The sequence below is a fragment of the Thalassospira sp. UBA1131 genome, assembly GCF_002311515.1.
Taxonomy (GTDB): domain Bacteria; phylum Pseudomonadota; class Alphaproteobacteria; order Rhodospirillales; family Thalassospiraceae; genus Thalassospira.
In genome coordinates this window covers 1,956-18,433 of record NZ_DCAO01000064.1, presented here as the reverse complement: position 1 = coordinate 18,433, position 16,478 = coordinate 1,956, and the positions used below count along the sequence as shown (strand labels likewise).

General features: G+C 54.3%; 16 protein-coding genes and 1 pseudogene. 6 read left to right on the top strand and 11 right to left on the bottom strand.

From position 1 onward, the window contains the following. A pseudogene (locus B3Z49_RS09715) lies at positions 1-337 on the top strand (methyl-accepting chemotaxis protein); the annotation flags it as partial. Between the two features lie 95 nt (positions 338-432). Here the strand turns inward: B3Z49_RS09715 and B3Z49_RS09710 are convergent. The 7 genes from B3Z49_RS09710 to B3Z49_RS09680 form a co-directional block, all read right to left on the bottom strand. After that, on the bottom strand, positions 433-1,011 hold the full coding sequence (locus B3Z49_RS09710) for a YceI family protein (RefSeq protein ID WP_296990390.1): 579 nt from the start codon (positions 1,009-1,011) through the stop codon (positions 433-435). 1 nt (position 1,012) lies between these two features. Then, positions 1,013-1,567 carry a cytochrome b gene (locus tag B3Z49_RS09705; RefSeq protein ID WP_296990388.1) on the bottom strand — a complete coding sequence of 185 codons (555 nt, stop codon included), beginning with the start codon at positions 1,565-1,567 and terminating at the stop codon, positions 1,013-1,015. A 105-nt stretch (positions 1,568-1,672) separates the two neighbouring features. Next, positions 1,673-2,266, bottom strand: a complete 594-nt coding sequence (locus B3Z49_RS09700; RefSeq protein ID WP_120225380.1) for a YceI family protein — start codon at positions 2,264-2,266, stop codon at positions 1,673-1,675. Between the two features lie 301 nt (positions 2,267-2,567). Further along, positions 2,568-3,017 (bottom strand): DUF2155 domain-containing protein, encoded by a 450-nt coding sequence (locus tag B3Z49_RS09695; RefSeq protein WP_008891462.1) that lies wholly within the window; start codon positions 3,015-3,017, stop codon positions 2,568-2,570. 8 nt (positions 3,018-3,025) lie between these two features. Continuing rightward, the gene (locus B3Z49_RS09690; protein WP_008891461.1) at positions 3,026-3,268 is read right to left on the bottom strand and encodes a hypothetical protein; all 243 of its coding nucleotides are present in this window, start codon (positions 3,266-3,268) and stop codon (positions 3,026-3,028) included. Between the two features lie 133 nt (positions 3,269-3,401). Next, a complete protein-coding gene (mlaD, locus tag B3Z49_RS09685) occupies positions 3,402-3,854 on the bottom strand; it encodes an outer membrane lipid asymmetry maintenance protein MlaD (protein WP_008891460.1) in 453 nt (150 codons plus the stop codon). A 187-nt stretch (positions 3,855-4,041) separates the two neighbouring features. After that, positions 4,042-4,404 (bottom strand): NADH:ubiquinone oxidoreductase subunit NDUFA12, encoded by a 363-nt coding sequence (locus B3Z49_RS09680; RefSeq protein WP_008891459.1) that lies wholly within the window; start codon positions 4,402-4,404, stop codon positions 4,042-4,044. A 949-nt stretch (positions 4,405-5,353) separates the two neighbouring features. On the opposite strand from B3Z49_RS09680, the gene B3Z49_RS09675 reads away from it, so the two are divergent. From B3Z49_RS09675 to B3Z49_RS09665, 3 genes are all read left to right on the top strand, one after another. Further along, on the top strand, positions 5,354-9,058 hold the full coding sequence (locus B3Z49_RS09675) for a vitamin B12-dependent ribonucleotide reductase (RefSeq protein ID WP_008891457.1): 3,705 nt from the start codon (positions 5,354-5,356) through the stop codon (positions 9,056-9,058). Between the two features lie 98 nt (positions 9,059-9,156). Beyond that, a complete protein-coding gene (locus tag B3Z49_RS09670) occupies positions 9,157-9,726 on the top strand; it encodes an isochorismatase family protein (RefSeq protein WP_296990383.1) in 570 nt (189 codons plus the stop codon). A gap of 130 nt (positions 9,727-9,856) precedes the next feature. After that, entirely contained in the window at positions 9,857-10,066 is a 210-nt protein-coding gene (locus B3Z49_RS09665) for a DUF3185 family protein (protein WP_008891455.1), read from the top strand. 86 nt (positions 10,067-10,152) lie between these two features. On the opposite strand, the gene B3Z49_RS09660 is transcribed toward B3Z49_RS09665, so the two are convergent. Then, on the bottom strand, positions 10,153-11,205 hold the full coding sequence (locus B3Z49_RS09660; protein ID WP_296990381.1) for a helix-turn-helix domain-containing protein: 1,053 nt from the start codon (positions 11,203-11,205) through the stop codon (positions 10,153-10,155). 300 nt (positions 11,206-11,505) lie between these two features. Here B3Z49_RS09660 and B3Z49_RS09655 point away from each other — a divergent pair, with 300 nt between their 5' ends. Together B3Z49_RS09655 and B3Z49_RS09650 are read left to right on the top strand one after the other, a co-directional pair. Beyond that, the gene (locus B3Z49_RS09655; protein ID WP_008891453.1) at positions 11,506-12,333 is read left to right on the top strand and encodes a DODA-type extradiol aromatic ring-opening family dioxygenase; all 828 of its coding nucleotides are present in this window, start codon (positions 11,506-11,508) and stop codon (positions 12,331-12,333) included. 47 nt (positions 12,334-12,380) lie between these two features. Next, a complete protein-coding gene (locus B3Z49_RS09650) occupies positions 12,381-12,803 on the top strand; it encodes a secondary thiamine-phosphate synthase enzyme YjbQ (RefSeq protein WP_008891452.1) in 423 nt (140 codons plus the stop codon). Positions 12,804-12,821: 18 nt separating this feature from the next. Here the strand turns inward: B3Z49_RS09650 and B3Z49_RS09645 are convergent, their stop codons facing one another. The 3 genes from B3Z49_RS09645 to B3Z49_RS09635 form a co-directional block, all read right to left on the bottom strand. Next, entirely contained in the window at positions 12,822-13,442 is a 621-nt protein-coding gene (locus tag B3Z49_RS09645) for a TetR/AcrR family transcriptional regulator (RefSeq protein ID WP_008891451.1), read from the bottom strand. 86 nt (positions 13,443-13,528) lie between these two features. Further along, positions 13,529-15,199 carry a phosphoethanolamine transferase gene (locus B3Z49_RS09640; protein ID WP_008891450.1) on the bottom strand — a complete coding sequence of 557 codons (1,671 nt, stop codon included), beginning with the start codon at positions 15,197-15,199 and terminating at the stop codon, positions 13,529-13,531. Positions 15,200-15,289: 90 nt separating this feature from the next. Further along, positions 15,290-16,195 carry a DMT family transporter gene (locus tag B3Z49_RS09635; RefSeq protein WP_008891449.1) on the bottom strand — a complete coding sequence of 302 codons (906 nt, stop codon included), beginning with the start codon at positions 16,193-16,195 and terminating at the stop codon, positions 15,290-15,292. Positions 16,196-16,478: the final 283 nt, after the last annotated feature.

Genomic DNA, 16,478 nt, shown 5'->3' with positions numbered 1-16,478 from the left:
CCTGGCCGTTCAGAACGAAACCACTGAGGCGGTCGATGCCATCCGTCTGATTTCCGAAACCATCGCCCAGGTCGCTGACAGCTCAACCGCGATTGCAGCCGCAGTCGAAGAACAGCACGCCGCCATCGGCGAGATTTCACGCAGCGTTCAGCAGGCAGCTGACGGCACGCGCGAAGTATCCGAACGCATCGAGACGGTTAACAGCAACGCCGGCAAAGTATCCTCGGGCACCAACCAGCTTGCCAGTACGGCCGAAAAACTGGTCTCCGAGGCAGTCGCCCTTGATGACGCTGTTGAGGCCTTCCTCGATAACTTGCGCAAAAGCGCGACCAAATAAACGCACATACAAAGTAATTCAGGACACGTGCAAAAAAGCCGCCCCGGAGCATCTCCGGGGCGGCTTTCTTTTCGGATGGTCAGGCTTGTGCCAGCTTACGGACGCATGGCCTCGATCTCGATTTTGATGGTCACGGCGTCACCAACCTGTGACGTGTCCTGCCATTGGCCCTGCCCGACACCAAAGTCGGTGCGGTTAATCGTCACCGTCCCTTCGACTTCGGCCTTGTTGCCTTCGATCTCAAGATCAAACGGCAAGGTCACTTCGCGGGTGACATCACGGATCGTCAGATCAGCAACCGCTTCGTACTTGCCCGGCGCAACTTCGCTAAAGGACTTGGTGGCAAACTTCGCAGTCGGCCATTGTGCCGCATCAAACCAGTCTGGCGAGACGATCTGACTGTCACGGTCGCCATTGCTGGTATTGACCGATGCAATATCAATCAGAACCTCGACCGAGGACCCGGCAAGGTCATCGGGTGAAAAGACGATATCTGCTTCAAAGGATTCGAACTTGCCTTCAAACGGAGCACCAAGCTGGGTGCCGGTAAATTCAATTTCGCTTTCGTTTGCTTCCACCACCCATTGGTCGGCGGCCAGTGCTGCCCCGGAAAAACCGGCGATGGTCGTGGCAATTGCCAATGCAGGCAGCATTTTGCGTTTCATCTGAAACATGTCAGTTTTCCTCGAGTTTGCCGGGCAACATACGCCGCAATGTCGCGTCGCGATCCCAAAAATGATGTTTGAGTGCCGCCAGAAAATGAACACCAACCAGTCCGGCAACCGCCCAGGACAATGCCCAATGCACCGTGCGCAAGGTTTCAAACAGTTCCTGATTGGGCGACACAAGATTGGGCAAGGTAAACAGGCCAAAGACGCTGACAGGGAAGTTCGCAGCCGACGACATGGTCCAGCCGGTCAACGGCATGGCAAACATCAACAAATACAATCCCAGATGCCCGGCCTTTGCCGCCAGACGTTCGATCTGAAGTTTGCCAAGCTCGTGCGGGCTCGGTTCACTCAACCGCCAGATAACGCGCAGGATCACCAACGCCAGTACCGTTATGCCAAGTGACTTGTGGCGCGATATCCATTCCAGCTTTTCCATCCCCAGCGGCAGGAAATCCATGTACCAGCCAATCGAAAAAACGCTGATGACAAGAAGCGCAATCACCCAGTGAAAGGTCTTGGTCACCGCGCCAAAGGCGTGCTTCGTACTGCGAATTGTCATAACCGGCTTTCCTTGCTGCCTGCCCATGTCTCGCCCGGGTCTGAAATGTGATGTGCGCCGCAGCAAATTTGCCACAGCGCACACCCGAAATCCAATAAAGCCGGATTACTTCTGCTTCAGGAATTCCGAAGAAATCTGAAGCGTTACTTCGTCACCAACGCCCGGGACGAGGAAGTCCATGCCGTAATCCGTACGGGTCACAACACCGTCTGCCGAGAAACCGACAACTTCATCACCGGTCATCGGATGGGTGCCTTCACCGCTAAGGGTAACGTCAAGAACCAGCGGCTTGGTTTCGCCAAGAAGGGTCAGGTCGCCCGTGACGGTTGCCGCATTGTCACCAACCAGCTCAACCGAGGTGCTGGTAAAGGTCGCGGTCGGGAATTCTTCAACATTGAAGAAATCAGCGGTTTTCATATGGTTATCAAGCGCCTCGACACCACTGTCGATCTGGTTGAGATCAATCGTGATGGTGGCAGATGATGCCGACGGATCTTCGCGATCAAGGGTCAGCTCGCCGGTAACACCGTTAAAACGGCCCTGATAATCGGAGAAACCAAGATGGTTCACGATGAACAGAACACTGGTGTGGGTCGGATCCAGTTTATAGGTGTCGGCCGCCTGGGCCGAGAAAGCTGCTCCGGAAAGGCCGGCAACGACTGCCAGCGTTGCGCCAGCTTTTTTAATCGAGTTAAACATTTTGAATTCCCTCATTTTCACAAGGTGCAAAGGCTCATTGCACCGCAATAAATCGTGAAGTGAGGATGACAGGCCTACCCGGCGCTCTCAAGCCAACGAAACCGCAACACATATTTTCGGTTTTGGAAACAATGGCAAAAACATTCGCCATATTCTTGACAATATAGCCCCAATCCCGTCGAGGCGGCCGGTCGCGATACCGTTGGTTTTTCGCCAATCCTGCAAAATCATGCAGCCTCACCACGAAAAAAAGCTGACCACATTTGCGGTCAGCTTGTTGCCAATCTGGATATGATCGGATTTATGGCTGCTCCGGGGCGGCCTGGCCTTGCGGGGCGGATTCGCCGCCGCTGGCATCGCCCTCGGCCGGATCAAGACATTCTTTCAGCCACACATCATAGACCGGATGTTCAAGGGCCGACAAACCGGGACTTGATGCGAACATCCAACCGGAAAACAGGTCTTTGCGGGGTGTGTTGCCATCTTCGCGAATGTCGGCAATATCAAGGAAAGTCGCACTTTCCGGGAGCTCTTCCGGGGGCGTGCGATAACATGCATCAACCCGGATTTCGAGTGTCCCGAAACGCGCAACCTGCCCTACTGGCACCTCAAAGGTCGAAATGCGGGCGGTAATTTTATCCAAGCCCTGCAACTGGGCAACCGGGGCCGGGCGATAATCAAGCGCCGAAGACGCCGTTCCGATCATTGCACATGTCGAACAAATCGCGGCAATCGCAAAGGATCGTTTCATTGTGGTCTTCAGTCCTGTTCGTCGCTTTTGTTATAGGGATTATGCAGTTCGGCAACCAGATCGCGCATCACATTACGGAACTGCTCTTCGTCACAGCCCATCAAAAGTGCATCTTCAAGCGCGTCCTGCATGATCTCGCGCAGTTCGCCGAAATTGTCATTGAGAACCTTGATCTTTTCCACGCATGAAAGCGGCGAGCCATCGCTGGCCTGCCAGGTAGGAAAGTGATCAACATTTCCGGTCTTTTTCATCAACCGCTCCGACATTTGGGGCAAGGCAGGTCTCTGTTTGACTTTGACCGACACCTTGCTGCGTTCTCTGCGCCGCACCTTGCTGTGCAATCCCGGCAAAATCATGGCCGCTTGTCGCCGGCCCTCTGATCAATCAATTATCGCTGTTGGTCGAAGAATAGATAACCTGACCAATAAGATCTTCAAGGTTCACCGACCCTTGGGTGAATTCAATCTCGCCACCGGCCTCGATCATGTCGATATCCCCGCCCGGCTCAAGAGAAACAAATTTCCCCCCCAGCAACCCGTCAGACGCAATCTTGGCGGAACTGTCCATCGGCAATGCCAGATCGGACCGCACCGACATCTTGACGACCGCCATATATGTATCTGGATCAAGTTCCTGGGCGGTCACCGTTCCGACGGTAACACCTGAAACACGAACGTCATTGCCAACAACAAGACCATCTATGCGATTGAAGCTGGCCATGATTTCATAGCCTTCCACCGTACTGATCCCGGCGCGTGAATAGGAATAGGCCGCAAAGCCGACCGCAACAGCGATCACGGCAGCACCGGCAATGGTTTCAATCAGTCTGTTGCTCATCGACCTTATCCGTTCTGTATCTCTTTGAGACGTATATTGTATTGCCCCGCCTCGAAAAACAACCACCCAAAAGACAACCGCCGCAAACGGTCCATCGGGAAACAGAATTCAGGCAAAACATATCCAAAACACAAACGGGCGCGAGTTGCCCCGCGCCCGCCTGTTAATCGGTATTCTTTCGGATCAATCAGCCTTCCGGCGACCAAGCCTGATAGTCACCAGTCGCCGGTGCACGCTTGCCACCACTATATTCATGGCCCTTCGGACGATAGGCATGCTTGGTGCCCGTCAGGTTCGGTTGGTGTTCTTTCTGCCAGTCATAACGGTCTTCGGCCTTTTCAGACAGCGGCGCATCAAGGGTGTAATGCAGCCAGGCATGCCATTCAGCCGGGACCTTGGATCCCTCGACGACACCTTTATAAACAACCCAACGCTTGGTGCGACGACCCTTTGCCGGAGTCTTTTCGGTGTAATAGGTATTGCCGAAACGGTCTTCGCCAACGCGCTTGCCAAACAGCGCAGTATAAATACGGGTGCCGACGGTGGCCATGTTGGGTCTCTCTCCAGATCTGGTTTGTCCGCCTGCTTTACGCGATGGCGGCAAAAGGCAGTACAGCGTGTTTGGTGATACACCCTGTCAATCAAGTGACTTATATGTCGTGATGTTCGTGGAAAGTCAATGTTTCAGGGCCCCCGGCCTCAACAATCCCAAGACAATTTATATCTGTTCGCAAACCGGCTCCTCGCCCTGCCCCGCCCACGAATAAATCAGCGCCCGCCTTTGATGAAATTTCCGTCTGAAAACAACCCACAACTGCTTGTAGGGCGACGACTCTTTGATCCATCTACATCTGGGGGCTTTGTCCACCTCCTTATCCACAATGCGCCCCATATATGTAGTAGGCTGGAAGGCTTGATACCCTTGCCTTTTCACACAGATCCGAAACAAGACTTTCATATAAATATCAAACTGTTATCATTGGTTTCCATGCTACGAAAAACCATGTGGTGCCTAATTTTCAGCTTGGCACTGGAAATGGAATGAAAACGGCGTTAGCTTGATCAAACGTTGGGTGGGTTTAACGCGTCCCCACACAATATGTAGTCCGAGTCTTAGGACCGACACACAATCGCGCTGCGAGACAAATCGCAGTTTTCCGGGCCTCCCGGACCGATTCAGAGATTGTTAACGAGAATCCCACCAGCATCGAATCAACAAGACAGCAATCGACCCACTACATGTTGTGGTAAAAATTACTGTCAACCACAAAGATTAGTGGACTGTGGCGAAATTTTGCCATTATAGTCTTTCCCACGGACCGGATGGTTCCAAGGGGGGACCAAACCACCGAATACCCATACCTGCGGGCTCTGGAAATGCTGGAAAATATCGGCATCAGGGGCAGCGCAAGAGCATTGAGCAAACTATATAAAGTCAGGCGATGTTGGCGCATCACCAGATAGCGCCCTGTTACGTCTGATCAGAACCGGAGCAGACCATGCGGATTACCAGAAAATTCACTCAGGAAGGTGTCAGCCCTTACGCCGACATCGAATTTCGTAAGTTATCATCTGTCATCAAAAACCCGGATGGTTCCGTTGTTTTTGAGATGAATGACATCGACATGCCCGCCTCCTGGTCACAGGTCGCGAGTGACGTTCTGGCACAGAAATATTTCCGCAAGGCCGGTGTTCCGGTTGCCCTTAAACCGGTCAAGGAAAAGGACGTCCCGTCCTGGCTGTGGCGCAAGACCGCTGACACCGCCAAGCTTGACAAAATGCCTGCTGAAAAACGCTACATCAGCGAAACCAGCTCGACCCAGGTCTTTGACCGTCTGGCAGGCACCTGGACCTATTGGGGCTGGAAAGGTGGCTATTTTGACGCCGAATCCGATGCGCAGGCTTTCTTTGACGAAATGCGCTATCAGCTCTCCCACCAGATGGGTGCGCCGAACTCGCCGCAGTGGTTCAACACTGGTCTGCACTGGGCGTACGGCATTGATGGCCCGGCACAGGGTCACTCCTATGTTGATTTCAAAACCGGCGAACTGACCAAATCGGCCAGCTCGTATGAGCATCCGCAGCCGCATGCCTGCTTCATCCAGTCGGTTGCCGATGATCTCGTCAACGAAGGCGGCATCATGGACCTGTGGTCACGTGAAGCCCGTCTGTTCAAATTCGGCTCCGGTACCGGTTCTAACTTCTCCAACGTTCGTGGCGGCGGTGAAAGCCTATCGGGCGGCGGTCGTTCTTCCGGCCTGATGAGCTTCCTGAAAATCGGTGACCGTGCTGCTGGCGCCATCAAATCGGGTGGCACCACCCGTCGTGCTGCCAAAATGGTTGTGGTTGATATCGACCACCCGGACATCGAAGAATATATTGATTGGAAAGTCGTCGAAGAGCAGAAAGTTGCTGCCCTCGTCGCCGGTTCCAAACTGGCTGAAAAGCACCTGACAGCTGTTCTTGCTGCGTGCACCAACTGGGACGGTGCCGCTGACTCCGAAGATCGCTTTGTACCGCGCGCCAACCCGCAGCTCAAAGAAGCTGTCTTGGCTGCCCGTGCTGTGATGATCCCGGATTCCTATATCAACAAGATCATCGAATTCGCCCGTCAGGGCTTCACCGAAATCAGCTTCAAGACCTATGACACCGATTGGGACTCCGAGGCATACCTGACCGTTTCGGGTCAGAACTCGAACAACTCTGTTCGTGTGTCCAACGACTTCCTTCAGGCTGTTCTTGATAACGGTGACTGGGAACTGATCCGCCGTACCGATGGCAAAGTTGCCAAAACCATCTCCGCCCGCGATTTGTGGGACAAGGTCGGTGAAGCTGCCTGGGCGTGCGCAGATCCGGGCATCCAGTACGACACCACCATCAACGAATGGCACACCTGCCCGAACTCGGGTCGCATCAATGCGTCCAACCCGTGCTCGGAATACATGTTCCTTGACGATACCGCATGTAACCTCGCATCGCTCAACCTTATGAACTTCCGTTCTGATGATGGCGGCGTGGATATCGAGGCCTATGAACATGCTGTCCGTCTGTGGACGGTTGTTCTCGAAATCTCGGTTCTGATGGCACAGTTCCCGTCTGACCGTATTGCAGAACTCTCCTATCGTTACCGTACCCTTGGTCTTGGCTATGCCAACATTGGTGGCCTGCTGATGAGCATGGGCATCCCGTATGACAGTGACGAAGGCCGCGCGATTGGCGCGTCCCTGACCGCGATCATGTGTGGTGTTTCCTATGCAACCTCTGCTGAAATGGCCAGCGAACAGGGTGCGTTCCCGGGTTATGCCGACAACGCGGCTGAAATGCTGCGTGTCATGCGCAACCATCGCCGTGCCGCTTACGGCGAACAGGAAGGCTACGAAGGCCTGTCGATCAACCCGGTTCCGCTGGTTGCTGCTGACAGCCCCTATGCCGATCTTCCGGTTGCCGCCCGTGCAGCCTGGGACAAGGCGGTCGAGCTTGGCGAAAAGCATGGTTACCGTAACGCCCAGACCACCGTTATCGCGCCGACCGGCACGATCGGTCTGGTCATGGATTGCGACACCACCGGTATCGAGCCTGACTTTGCCCTCGTGAAGTTCAAAAAGCTTGCTGGCGGCGGTTACTTCAAAATCATCAACCGCACCGTTCCGGTTGCGCTTGCAACGCTCGGCTATACCGAAAACCAGATCCGCGACATCGAAAAATACGCGGTTGGTCATGGCACCCTGGTTGGCTCGCCGTCCATCACCCATGATGACCTGAAAGCCAAGGGCTTTGACGACGATGCCATTGCCAAGGTTGAAGGTGCCCTGAAGAACGCATTTGATGTCAAATTCGTCTTCAACAAATACACCTTCGGCGATGATTTCTGCGTCAACCAGCTCGGTCTCGATGCCAAGGCAATCAACAGCATGGACTTCGACATGCTGGCCGCCCTCGGTTTCGATAAAAAACAGATCGAACAGGCAAACACCTATGTTTGCGGCGCGATGACCCTTGAAGGTGCCCCGCATCTGCGTGACGAAGACCTTGCTGTCTTTGATTGTGCAAACCCGTGCGGCCGTATCGGCAAGCGTTACCTCTCAGCTGAAAGCCACATCCGCATGATGGCCGCGGCTCAGCCGTTCATCTCGGGTGCGATTTCCAAAACCATCAACATGCCAAGCAGTGCAAACATCCAGGATTGCAAAGACGCTTACATGCTGTCCTGGCGTCTCGGCCTTAAGGCCAACGCGCTGTACCGTGATGGTTCGAAACTCAGCCAGCCGCTGAACTCTGCCCTGGTCGAAGAAGACGATTACGCCGATCAGCCGACCGCTGCCAAGGCAGCCCAGGCGTCCGAGCAGATCGTTGAAAAAATCATCGAACGCGTCATTCGTGGCGACCGTCGTTCCCTTCCGGGCCGCCGCAAAGGCTACACCCAGAAGGCGACCGTTGGTGGGCACAAGGTTTACCTGCGCACCGGTGAATACGAAGACGGCAAGCTTGGTGAAATCTTCATCGACATGCACAAGGAAGGCGCTGCTTTCCGCTCGCTGATGAACAACTTCGCAATCGCGGTGTCCATCGGCCTGCAATATGGCGTGCCGCTCGAAGAGTATGTCGAAGCCTTCACCTTCACCCGCTTTGAGCCGTCCGGAATGGTTTCCGGTAACGATGCGATCAAGATGGCAACTTCCATCCTTGATTACATGTTCCGCGAACTGGCGATCTCCTATCTTGGTCGCAACGACCTCGCCCACGTTCAGCCGTCCGACATCCTTCCGGATGCCGTTGGCGAAGGTGTCAGCGAAGGCGACCTTGGTGAAGAAGCCAAGAAAACCGGCGATCAGGCGATTGAAACCATCCGCAAGGTGGCATCAAGCGGCTTCGTGCGTCGCAACCTCTATGTGGTTGATGGCGGTGTTCAGACCGAAGAACGCGTCGTGGAAGTCAAATCCACTGGCACCGACGGTCATGGTCACAGCCACGAAACCACCGCAAGTGCGACCACCGCTGCACCGTCAGCACCGCAGAACAATGCGATCCTGACCACCAGCGAAGAAGTCATCGCCAAAACCGATGCCAAGATGGAACAGATCCGCGAAGCCCGCATGAAAGGCTACGAAGGTGATGGTTGCCCGGATTGCGGTAACTTCACCCTGGTGCGCAACGGCACCTGCCTGAAATGTGACTCTTGTGGCGCGACCACCGGTTGCTCCTAAGGGGTCTGTCCCTTCCGAACATCTGATGTGATCAGCAGACCGGCCGGGGAAATCCCCGGCCGGTTTTGTTTTGGCCCATTTATTGACGGAGTATTCCCATGTCCCTGCCCGTCCTCGACAACGACACCGCCCTCATCGTCCTTGATGTGCAAAAGGCCATTGATGATCCGCGCTGGAATTCCAAAAACAATCCCGGCTATGCCGATGTGATTGCAAAGCTGTTGTCGGAATTTCGCGCAAGAAACCTGCCCGTCATTCACGTGCGCCACGAAGAAGCCAACCCGGCCTCAAGCTTCTATGTCGATGGCCCCGGCCAGCCGTTCAAGGATGAAGCATCACCCATCGACGGCGAAACCATCATTGCCAAACAGCAAAACTGTGCCTTTGTCGGCACATCACTTGAAAAACATCTGCATGACCGCGGCATCAAACGCCTGATCTTTACCGGTGTGGTTATCCATAATTCCATGGATGTCACCATCCGCATGGCCCATTGCCTTGGCTTTGAAAATTGGCTAGTTCTGGACGGCACGACCGCGATTGATGTGACAGACGCCAACGGCAAGACCTTCGCGGCACAGGACGTGTTTGATCTTTATGCCGCTGTACTGGCCTCGGAATATTGTTCGCTGACCCAGAGTTCTGATGTGATTTCCGCATTGTCCTGATCGAACATGACCCGTCGGGAACAAGCATCGGGATCGTGCGTTATCTTTTCTGTTCAATATGTTGGCGCCTGCCATGCCCCCTTGCACAGGGCGGTGCCAACCAAAACAGATAAAGACAGGAGCAAACATCATGTCCCTTGGCCGTATTCTGGGCGTTGTCGCCCTTGTAGTCGGTGTTGCCCTTTTGGTGACGGGCTATAACGCATCCGAAAGTGCTGTTGATCAGCTTTCGGAAACCTTCCTTGGCCGCTATACCGACGAAACGGTCTGGTATCTGATTGGCGGTATTGCCAGCGCGATCGGTGGCTTGCTGTTGCTCATCATGGGTGGCAAACGATAAGATTTCCGCCACTGTCCACGGCACAGGCCCGTGGGCAGTGGCATCAATTCCCCGACTATCTTCTCTATCCTCCTCAGACCGCCGCATTACGCCAGCGTATGCAGCCAGTGCTCATAGCGCTTATCAACACCATCACCGTTATGGTGCGCATGCGGCCGATGTCCGGCCCTGATATCACCTGGCGTAACACCATATTTCGCGCGAAACGCCCGGATAAAACCGGCATCGGTTTCATAACCACATTCCAGCGCAATGTCATACAGTGACCGCCGCCGTTCTTTGGGATCGCCCAGCAGTTTCAGGGCATGGCGCAGCCGCATTTCACGCAGATAGTTTTTAACCCCGCCATGTTTTTCAAACAGCTGATACAGGCTTGATCGTGACAGGCCAAGGTCATTGGCAGCCTTGTCTGCGGTCAATTCCGCCGCGAACAGATTTTGCCGAAAATATCGCCGGATCATCACACCTTTTTCGATATCACGGCGCATTGCATCGGTGGAACGGGTCCCTCCGTCTGCTGCATTCAGGCAGGCCGACAGCATCATGACGATCGTTTTCTGCAACACCGATATTTCATGATCGGCAAGCTCGTTGATATAGCGATTAAGAGCCAGAATTTGCTGAAACAGTATACTGACCAGCGGGTCACGCTCTGACAGAAAGCGCAGATTGTGATCATCAGGATGGGTCAGATGATCCTCGACCAGATGCCGTGGCAAAAACAGATGCATCGACTTGAAGCCATCGCTGGTCTGCGCCTCGGTCCGCTGCGAAAGATCAAGCAGCAGCAACCCACCGGGTTGAAGAACATCTCCGCCAATGCCGATCTCGGATTTTACCCCGCCATCGGTGTAAAGCTGGATGTTGTAATGATCCATGCCGTCGGCGGCGATCATTTGCGATGTGCGTGAAAAGCTTTGTGAACAGCTTTGCGCCTCGATCATCAAAAGGTCGCGATGCCGCCATGAATTAAGGTTCGCTACAAAACCTGCCTCGCGGGTTTTGCGATCCATTTCGACACTGTAAATACAGTTGATGCTTTCTTTCCAGATCTCGAACTGTTTTGCTCTTGGCAGCTCGCCAAGCGAAAAACGCGACCTTTCAAGCAGCGCAGACTTGGGGTTTGTTTGATGCGTCATACCTTGACAGCCATATGTGGAAAACTCTTCCTGTTTTTACCCTGCGCCTATTTCTCCCGCTTTTCAATGGGCTTCTTATGCCAACGCATAGGGTCATCCTACTTTGCACCCCACCCAGGACTTCCCATATTTCCTACGCAAACCCGCAGAAAATATGGCTTTAAGGCCCCTATCAGTGTTTCCCTGAACCAAACAAAACCGGAAAATGGCAACAGACTGTTGACGAACGGTGACTGGTCAAGGCCAGATACGACACGCATATTCAATTCAAATGGTTGAATAGCCCGATGAGGTATTCCAATGACTGATCCATCAGCAAACACCGACAGCACTGCACAAAGCCTGGCGCCAATGTTTATTTCTCATGGCTCGCCAATGCTGGTGGCGCGTCAAAGCACCCCGGCCTTCCATTTCTTCGTCGATGAGCTGTCGAAACTGACCGATGGCGTGCGTGCCATTGTCATGATCTCGGCCCACTGGCAGACCGAACGCCCGACGATCTCCACCGCGCAACGCCAGGAAACCATTCATGACTTCTATGGTTTCCCGCAGCCGCTTTATCAGTTGCACTATGATGTGGCCGGTGACCCGGAACTGGCAGAACAAATCGCTACACAAATCGGCAGTGAGACCGATGCCAAACGCGGCCTTGATCACGGGGCATGGATGCCGATGATCCTTGCCCGCCCGAATGCCGACATTCCGGTCTTTCAGCTTTCCATGCTCGGTCACGGTGGCCCGCGCGAACATTTCGAACTTGGCAAAAAGCTGCGCGGTTTGCGCGATCTGGGTGTTCTGGTGGTCGCAAGCGGTGCGATGACGCATAATCTGCGTGCGCTTGATCGCAACGAAGGTGCGATTGATCCGTGGGCAAAGGAATTCACCAACTGGATGGTGGAAAAGATCAAGGCACGCGATATCAACGCCCTGCTTGATTACAGAAGCCTTGCCCCCCACGCCGCTATGGCCCATCCGGACGATGATCACCTGATGCCGTTCTATGTTGCGCTGGGTGCTGCATCAGATGATTTCGAACCCGATCTTCTCCATGACAGCTACGAGTTCGGCAACCTTGCCATGACCGCCCTTCGCTTCTACGATCAGGGTGAGCTCAAACCTGCGGCCTGACGGATTGATTACATGATCCCGTCCGGCTGCCAAGCCGGACGGACGTCATGCTTTCGCAAGATCAGATCACCCTTGAAATCACCACAAGCGGTCAGGGATTGTACGAAGTCACCGAACCGATCCAGTCATGGGTGGCCCAAACCGGTTTTGAACGCGGGCAACTGACCATCTTTGTCCGTCACACCTCGGCCAGCCTGACCATTCAGGAAAATGCCGACCCGGATGTCCGGTTTGATCTTGAAACCTTCTTTGCCCAATTGGTGCAGGAAAATCCCAGCCTCTATCGCCATACCTGCGAAGGGCCCGATGACATGCCCGCCCACATCAAATCGGCCCTGACCGATGTGTCGCTGACCATCCCGGTATCCAATGGCCGGGCCGTGCTTGGAACGTGGCAGGGGATCTATTTGTTCGAACATCGCCGTGCACCCCATCACCGCAAGGTCACCCTGCATCTGATCGGCGAATAGGCTTACGCGATTATGTCGTTATGCGGCCAAGTGCGGCTCGGACGCCCAAAGCCCTTTGACCTGCACTTCAAGCAGTTCACGCAAGGTCCCGCACATATCCTCGCAGTCAAAATTCTGCGTACTGAAATGCTCGTGGATGGTGAATAAAAACAGCGACATCAGGGTTTTCTGGATCAAAACCGGCGGCAAATCACGGTTGAGTTCGCCTGAAAGCTGCGCTTCCTCGATCAGGGCCTGAATGGCTGCAATCAATCCGCTGCTTTCCATAACGGCATGCACCGCCCCCTTTCTTGGTGAAAAGACAATCTGCTGCATGATCACCTGCCACAAGCCGGGATTAAGTCCCACCTGCGTGAAGCGATAGGACGCAACATGCATCATCTTGTCCACAAAGCACCATTCCGGGTCCATCGTATAAAGACCCTTTTCAATCGCCTCTGCCATCTGTTGCCCAACGCAGCAGATCAGAAGATCTTCCTTGGTCGGAAAGTGATTGAAGATCGTTCCTTCGGCAACGCCGGCACGTTTTGCAATCTCTCGCGTGCTGACAGCGTCAAATTCCCCGGCACAGAAACAGTCACGCGCGGCATCAAGGATCTTCTGGCGCGTTTCTTCACGTCGCGCAGCTCGAATATTCATCAACGCCTCCGATTTAAATGAGCACACTCACTGAGTACACTCATTTAAATTACCGGACCGCGCGTGTCAATTCCTGCCCAACGCCCTCACCGGCGCGCGGCGTGTATTACCGGCGCCCCACAGGCAGCAAATATATCTGTTTCCGGGCGATAAAGTCCGGTCGCAACATGCATCGCGCCCAGCACGGTTGAAAACAGATTGTCATGCGAAAAGCGGCCCGTTTGTGCCTGGGCTGCCAAGCAATCCCGCTCGATCCGGTTGGCATCGGCATAGCCGTCCGACATCCAGATCATCATCGGCACCTTGGTTTGTTCCGTGGGCGCGAGCATGTAGGGCGCGCCATGCAGATACAATCCGCCCTCACCCAAGGACTCCCCATGGTCCGACACATAAAGCAACACCACGTTGTAATCGTCCTGATAAGCTTTCAGGCGTTCGGTCAGTTGGGCGACGATAAAGTCGGTATATCGGATCGTATTGTCATAGGTATTGATCAGTTCTTCGGCGCTGCAATTTTCAATATCACTGCGCGGGCAATCGGGGACAAAGGCCCGATGCTCATCGGGATAGCGTTTGTAATAGGTCGGCCCGTGACTGCCCATCAGGTGAAAGGCAATCAGTTGATCGTGCGGTTCACCTGATGCGACTTCCCCCTCAAGACCGCGCAGCATCACCGCATCAAAACAGGTGCCAAGCACGCAATCTCCGGGGAAATCATCGGGCGATATGTCGATATGGCGCACCCGGTCACACACCCCTTTGCAGCCCTCGTCATTTTCCTTCCACAGAACGTCGACACCGGCATGTGTCAGCACATCCATCAGGCTTTCACTGTGACGTGCGACGTCGCCGTCATAACCGGCATGATCCATCGGCGAAAACATGCACGGCACCGAAACTGCGGTTGCCGTGCCGCACGATGACACATCCTGAAACGCCAGCATGCCGTCAATCTGACTGGTAAAGGGCGATGTCGGGCGCGTGTAACCATTGGCCGCAACGCTTTGGGCGCGTGCGGTTTCACCGATCACCAGAAACATCAAAGTCGGCTTGTTATCGCCGTCTGGCGCGACCTTGCGCGCATCCTGCCCGATGGTTTGAAACGGCATGTCGGCATAAAGATATCGCCGCTTTACCAACTGGATCGTGCCGGCGATGTAGTTCGATGGCACAAGCTCCTTGCCAAGAACCTTGTGATTGCGCCCGACCGATGCGTAATCCTTGAAATAAAGCGATCCGATCCCGCCCAACACCAAAACCGGCAAGATCATCAAAACCAGCCGCTGCCCGATCCCGCGCAAAATCGTTTTCGGGAATTTAAGCGGCACAAGGATCAGCATCGCGGCCGGCAGAAGCCCGGTCACGGCAAACCACAATACGGCCTGCAAGTTGAAATATGAAAGCGCTTCACCCTGATTGGTCTCGACCACGTTTTCGATCATGCCGCGATCAAACACGATGCCGTATTTCAACATCGCATAATGCGCCAGCGCACCCGTGATGATCAGAAAAACAAAGAACGGCTTGAACAGATAGCGCCAGGAAAAAGGCGTGAAAACCACAAGTGACGCACAGATCAGAACAAACGGCGCACTGATCGCAAAGCCCATGTCATAATCACCAAGGCCCTGCAGAATACCGTAAAAGTGGCTAAGGACCTTCCAGTTCAGAACCAGCGTGAAATAGGCCGCGAGTGTTAAAAGGCCAAATCGATAATCAATCGGTGAAAGGTGCAAAAAGGAACGAATTCGACGCATCCGGGCATCCTTGGGGCAATGAACCATGCCCCTCGCATACCGTGCGAAGCTGACAACAAGCTGAAGTCACCCGGAATGCTTGCGGATCCGTTAGGCCGCGGCCCTTGCTTGTTTGTTGGCGCGTTTGCTGGCGCGTAGCCCCAAAAGGCTGTGAATGACAAGCGTGGTGATCACCACTGTTCCGCTGATCAGGGTCATTTCGTCGGGCACTTCATTGACAAACACCCAGACCAGAAACGATCCAAAGATCGCTTCATTAAGCATGATCAGGCTGACCTCGGCGGCGGGAATTTTGCGCGATGCATACGCAATCAGCAGGAACGATACCGGCAACACCCAAAAGCCCAGCATCAACAGCCACACCCAATCCAGACCAATTGGCGATAACGGTTCGGCACCGGGCAGCAGGATCAGGGTGACGACAAACGCGCCAAACAACATGCCCTTCAGCGCATCAACTTCGGGCTTGGCACCCAGCACATTGAAATAACCCGCCATACAGATCGCCGCCCCAAGGGCCAACATATCCCCCAGCGCGTTTTTCCCGCCAAACCCGGCACTGAACATGCCAAGCAAGGCAACAAACACCACGACCGAGGCAACCCATGTCCGGATCGGCTGCGAACGTTTAAAGATAAACACGCCAATCAACCCGGCCAGAAGCGGTGTCGCGGCAATAATGATCAGGGTATTGGCGGCATCGGTATTGCGTACCGAAAACATGAAAAGCGTACAGGTCCCGCCGTAAAACAGACCGGTCAGCATCTCGAACCCGTTGGGCCGGATCGATTGCACGATGCCCTCGCCCCGCTTGGCCCCGTTCCAAAGGGCCACCAGCAAAAGCGCCACGGTCAAAAAGCCCAGCCGCCAGAACGCGGTTGTAAAATCATCGGCCGCAATCAGACGCAGCAAAAGCGCATCGGGCGACAGGATCACAACCCCCAAAAGGGCAATCCAGCCACCATGAACACTCCCGAACCGATCCCGCAACGTCATCTCACCCAACCCCTACGCGGTTTGCACCGCATCAAATTCCCAAAAACAAGGCAGCAGGTTTTCGCCGTGCTGCCAATAACCCATTGTTACGGGCCTTTCCCCTTATGGCAATTCGATTTTATTCAACTGTTTGAAAGGATCGCACAAATACTTGCCACAACGCCCCTGCGCACGATTGCATCGATACAAAGAAACTGTTTTGTTTGCCCCGCAACCCCGATAAGTTGGGGACAAATTTGAACATCTGCCAAGCAAAAGGATGGATCATCATGGCTGGTAAAAT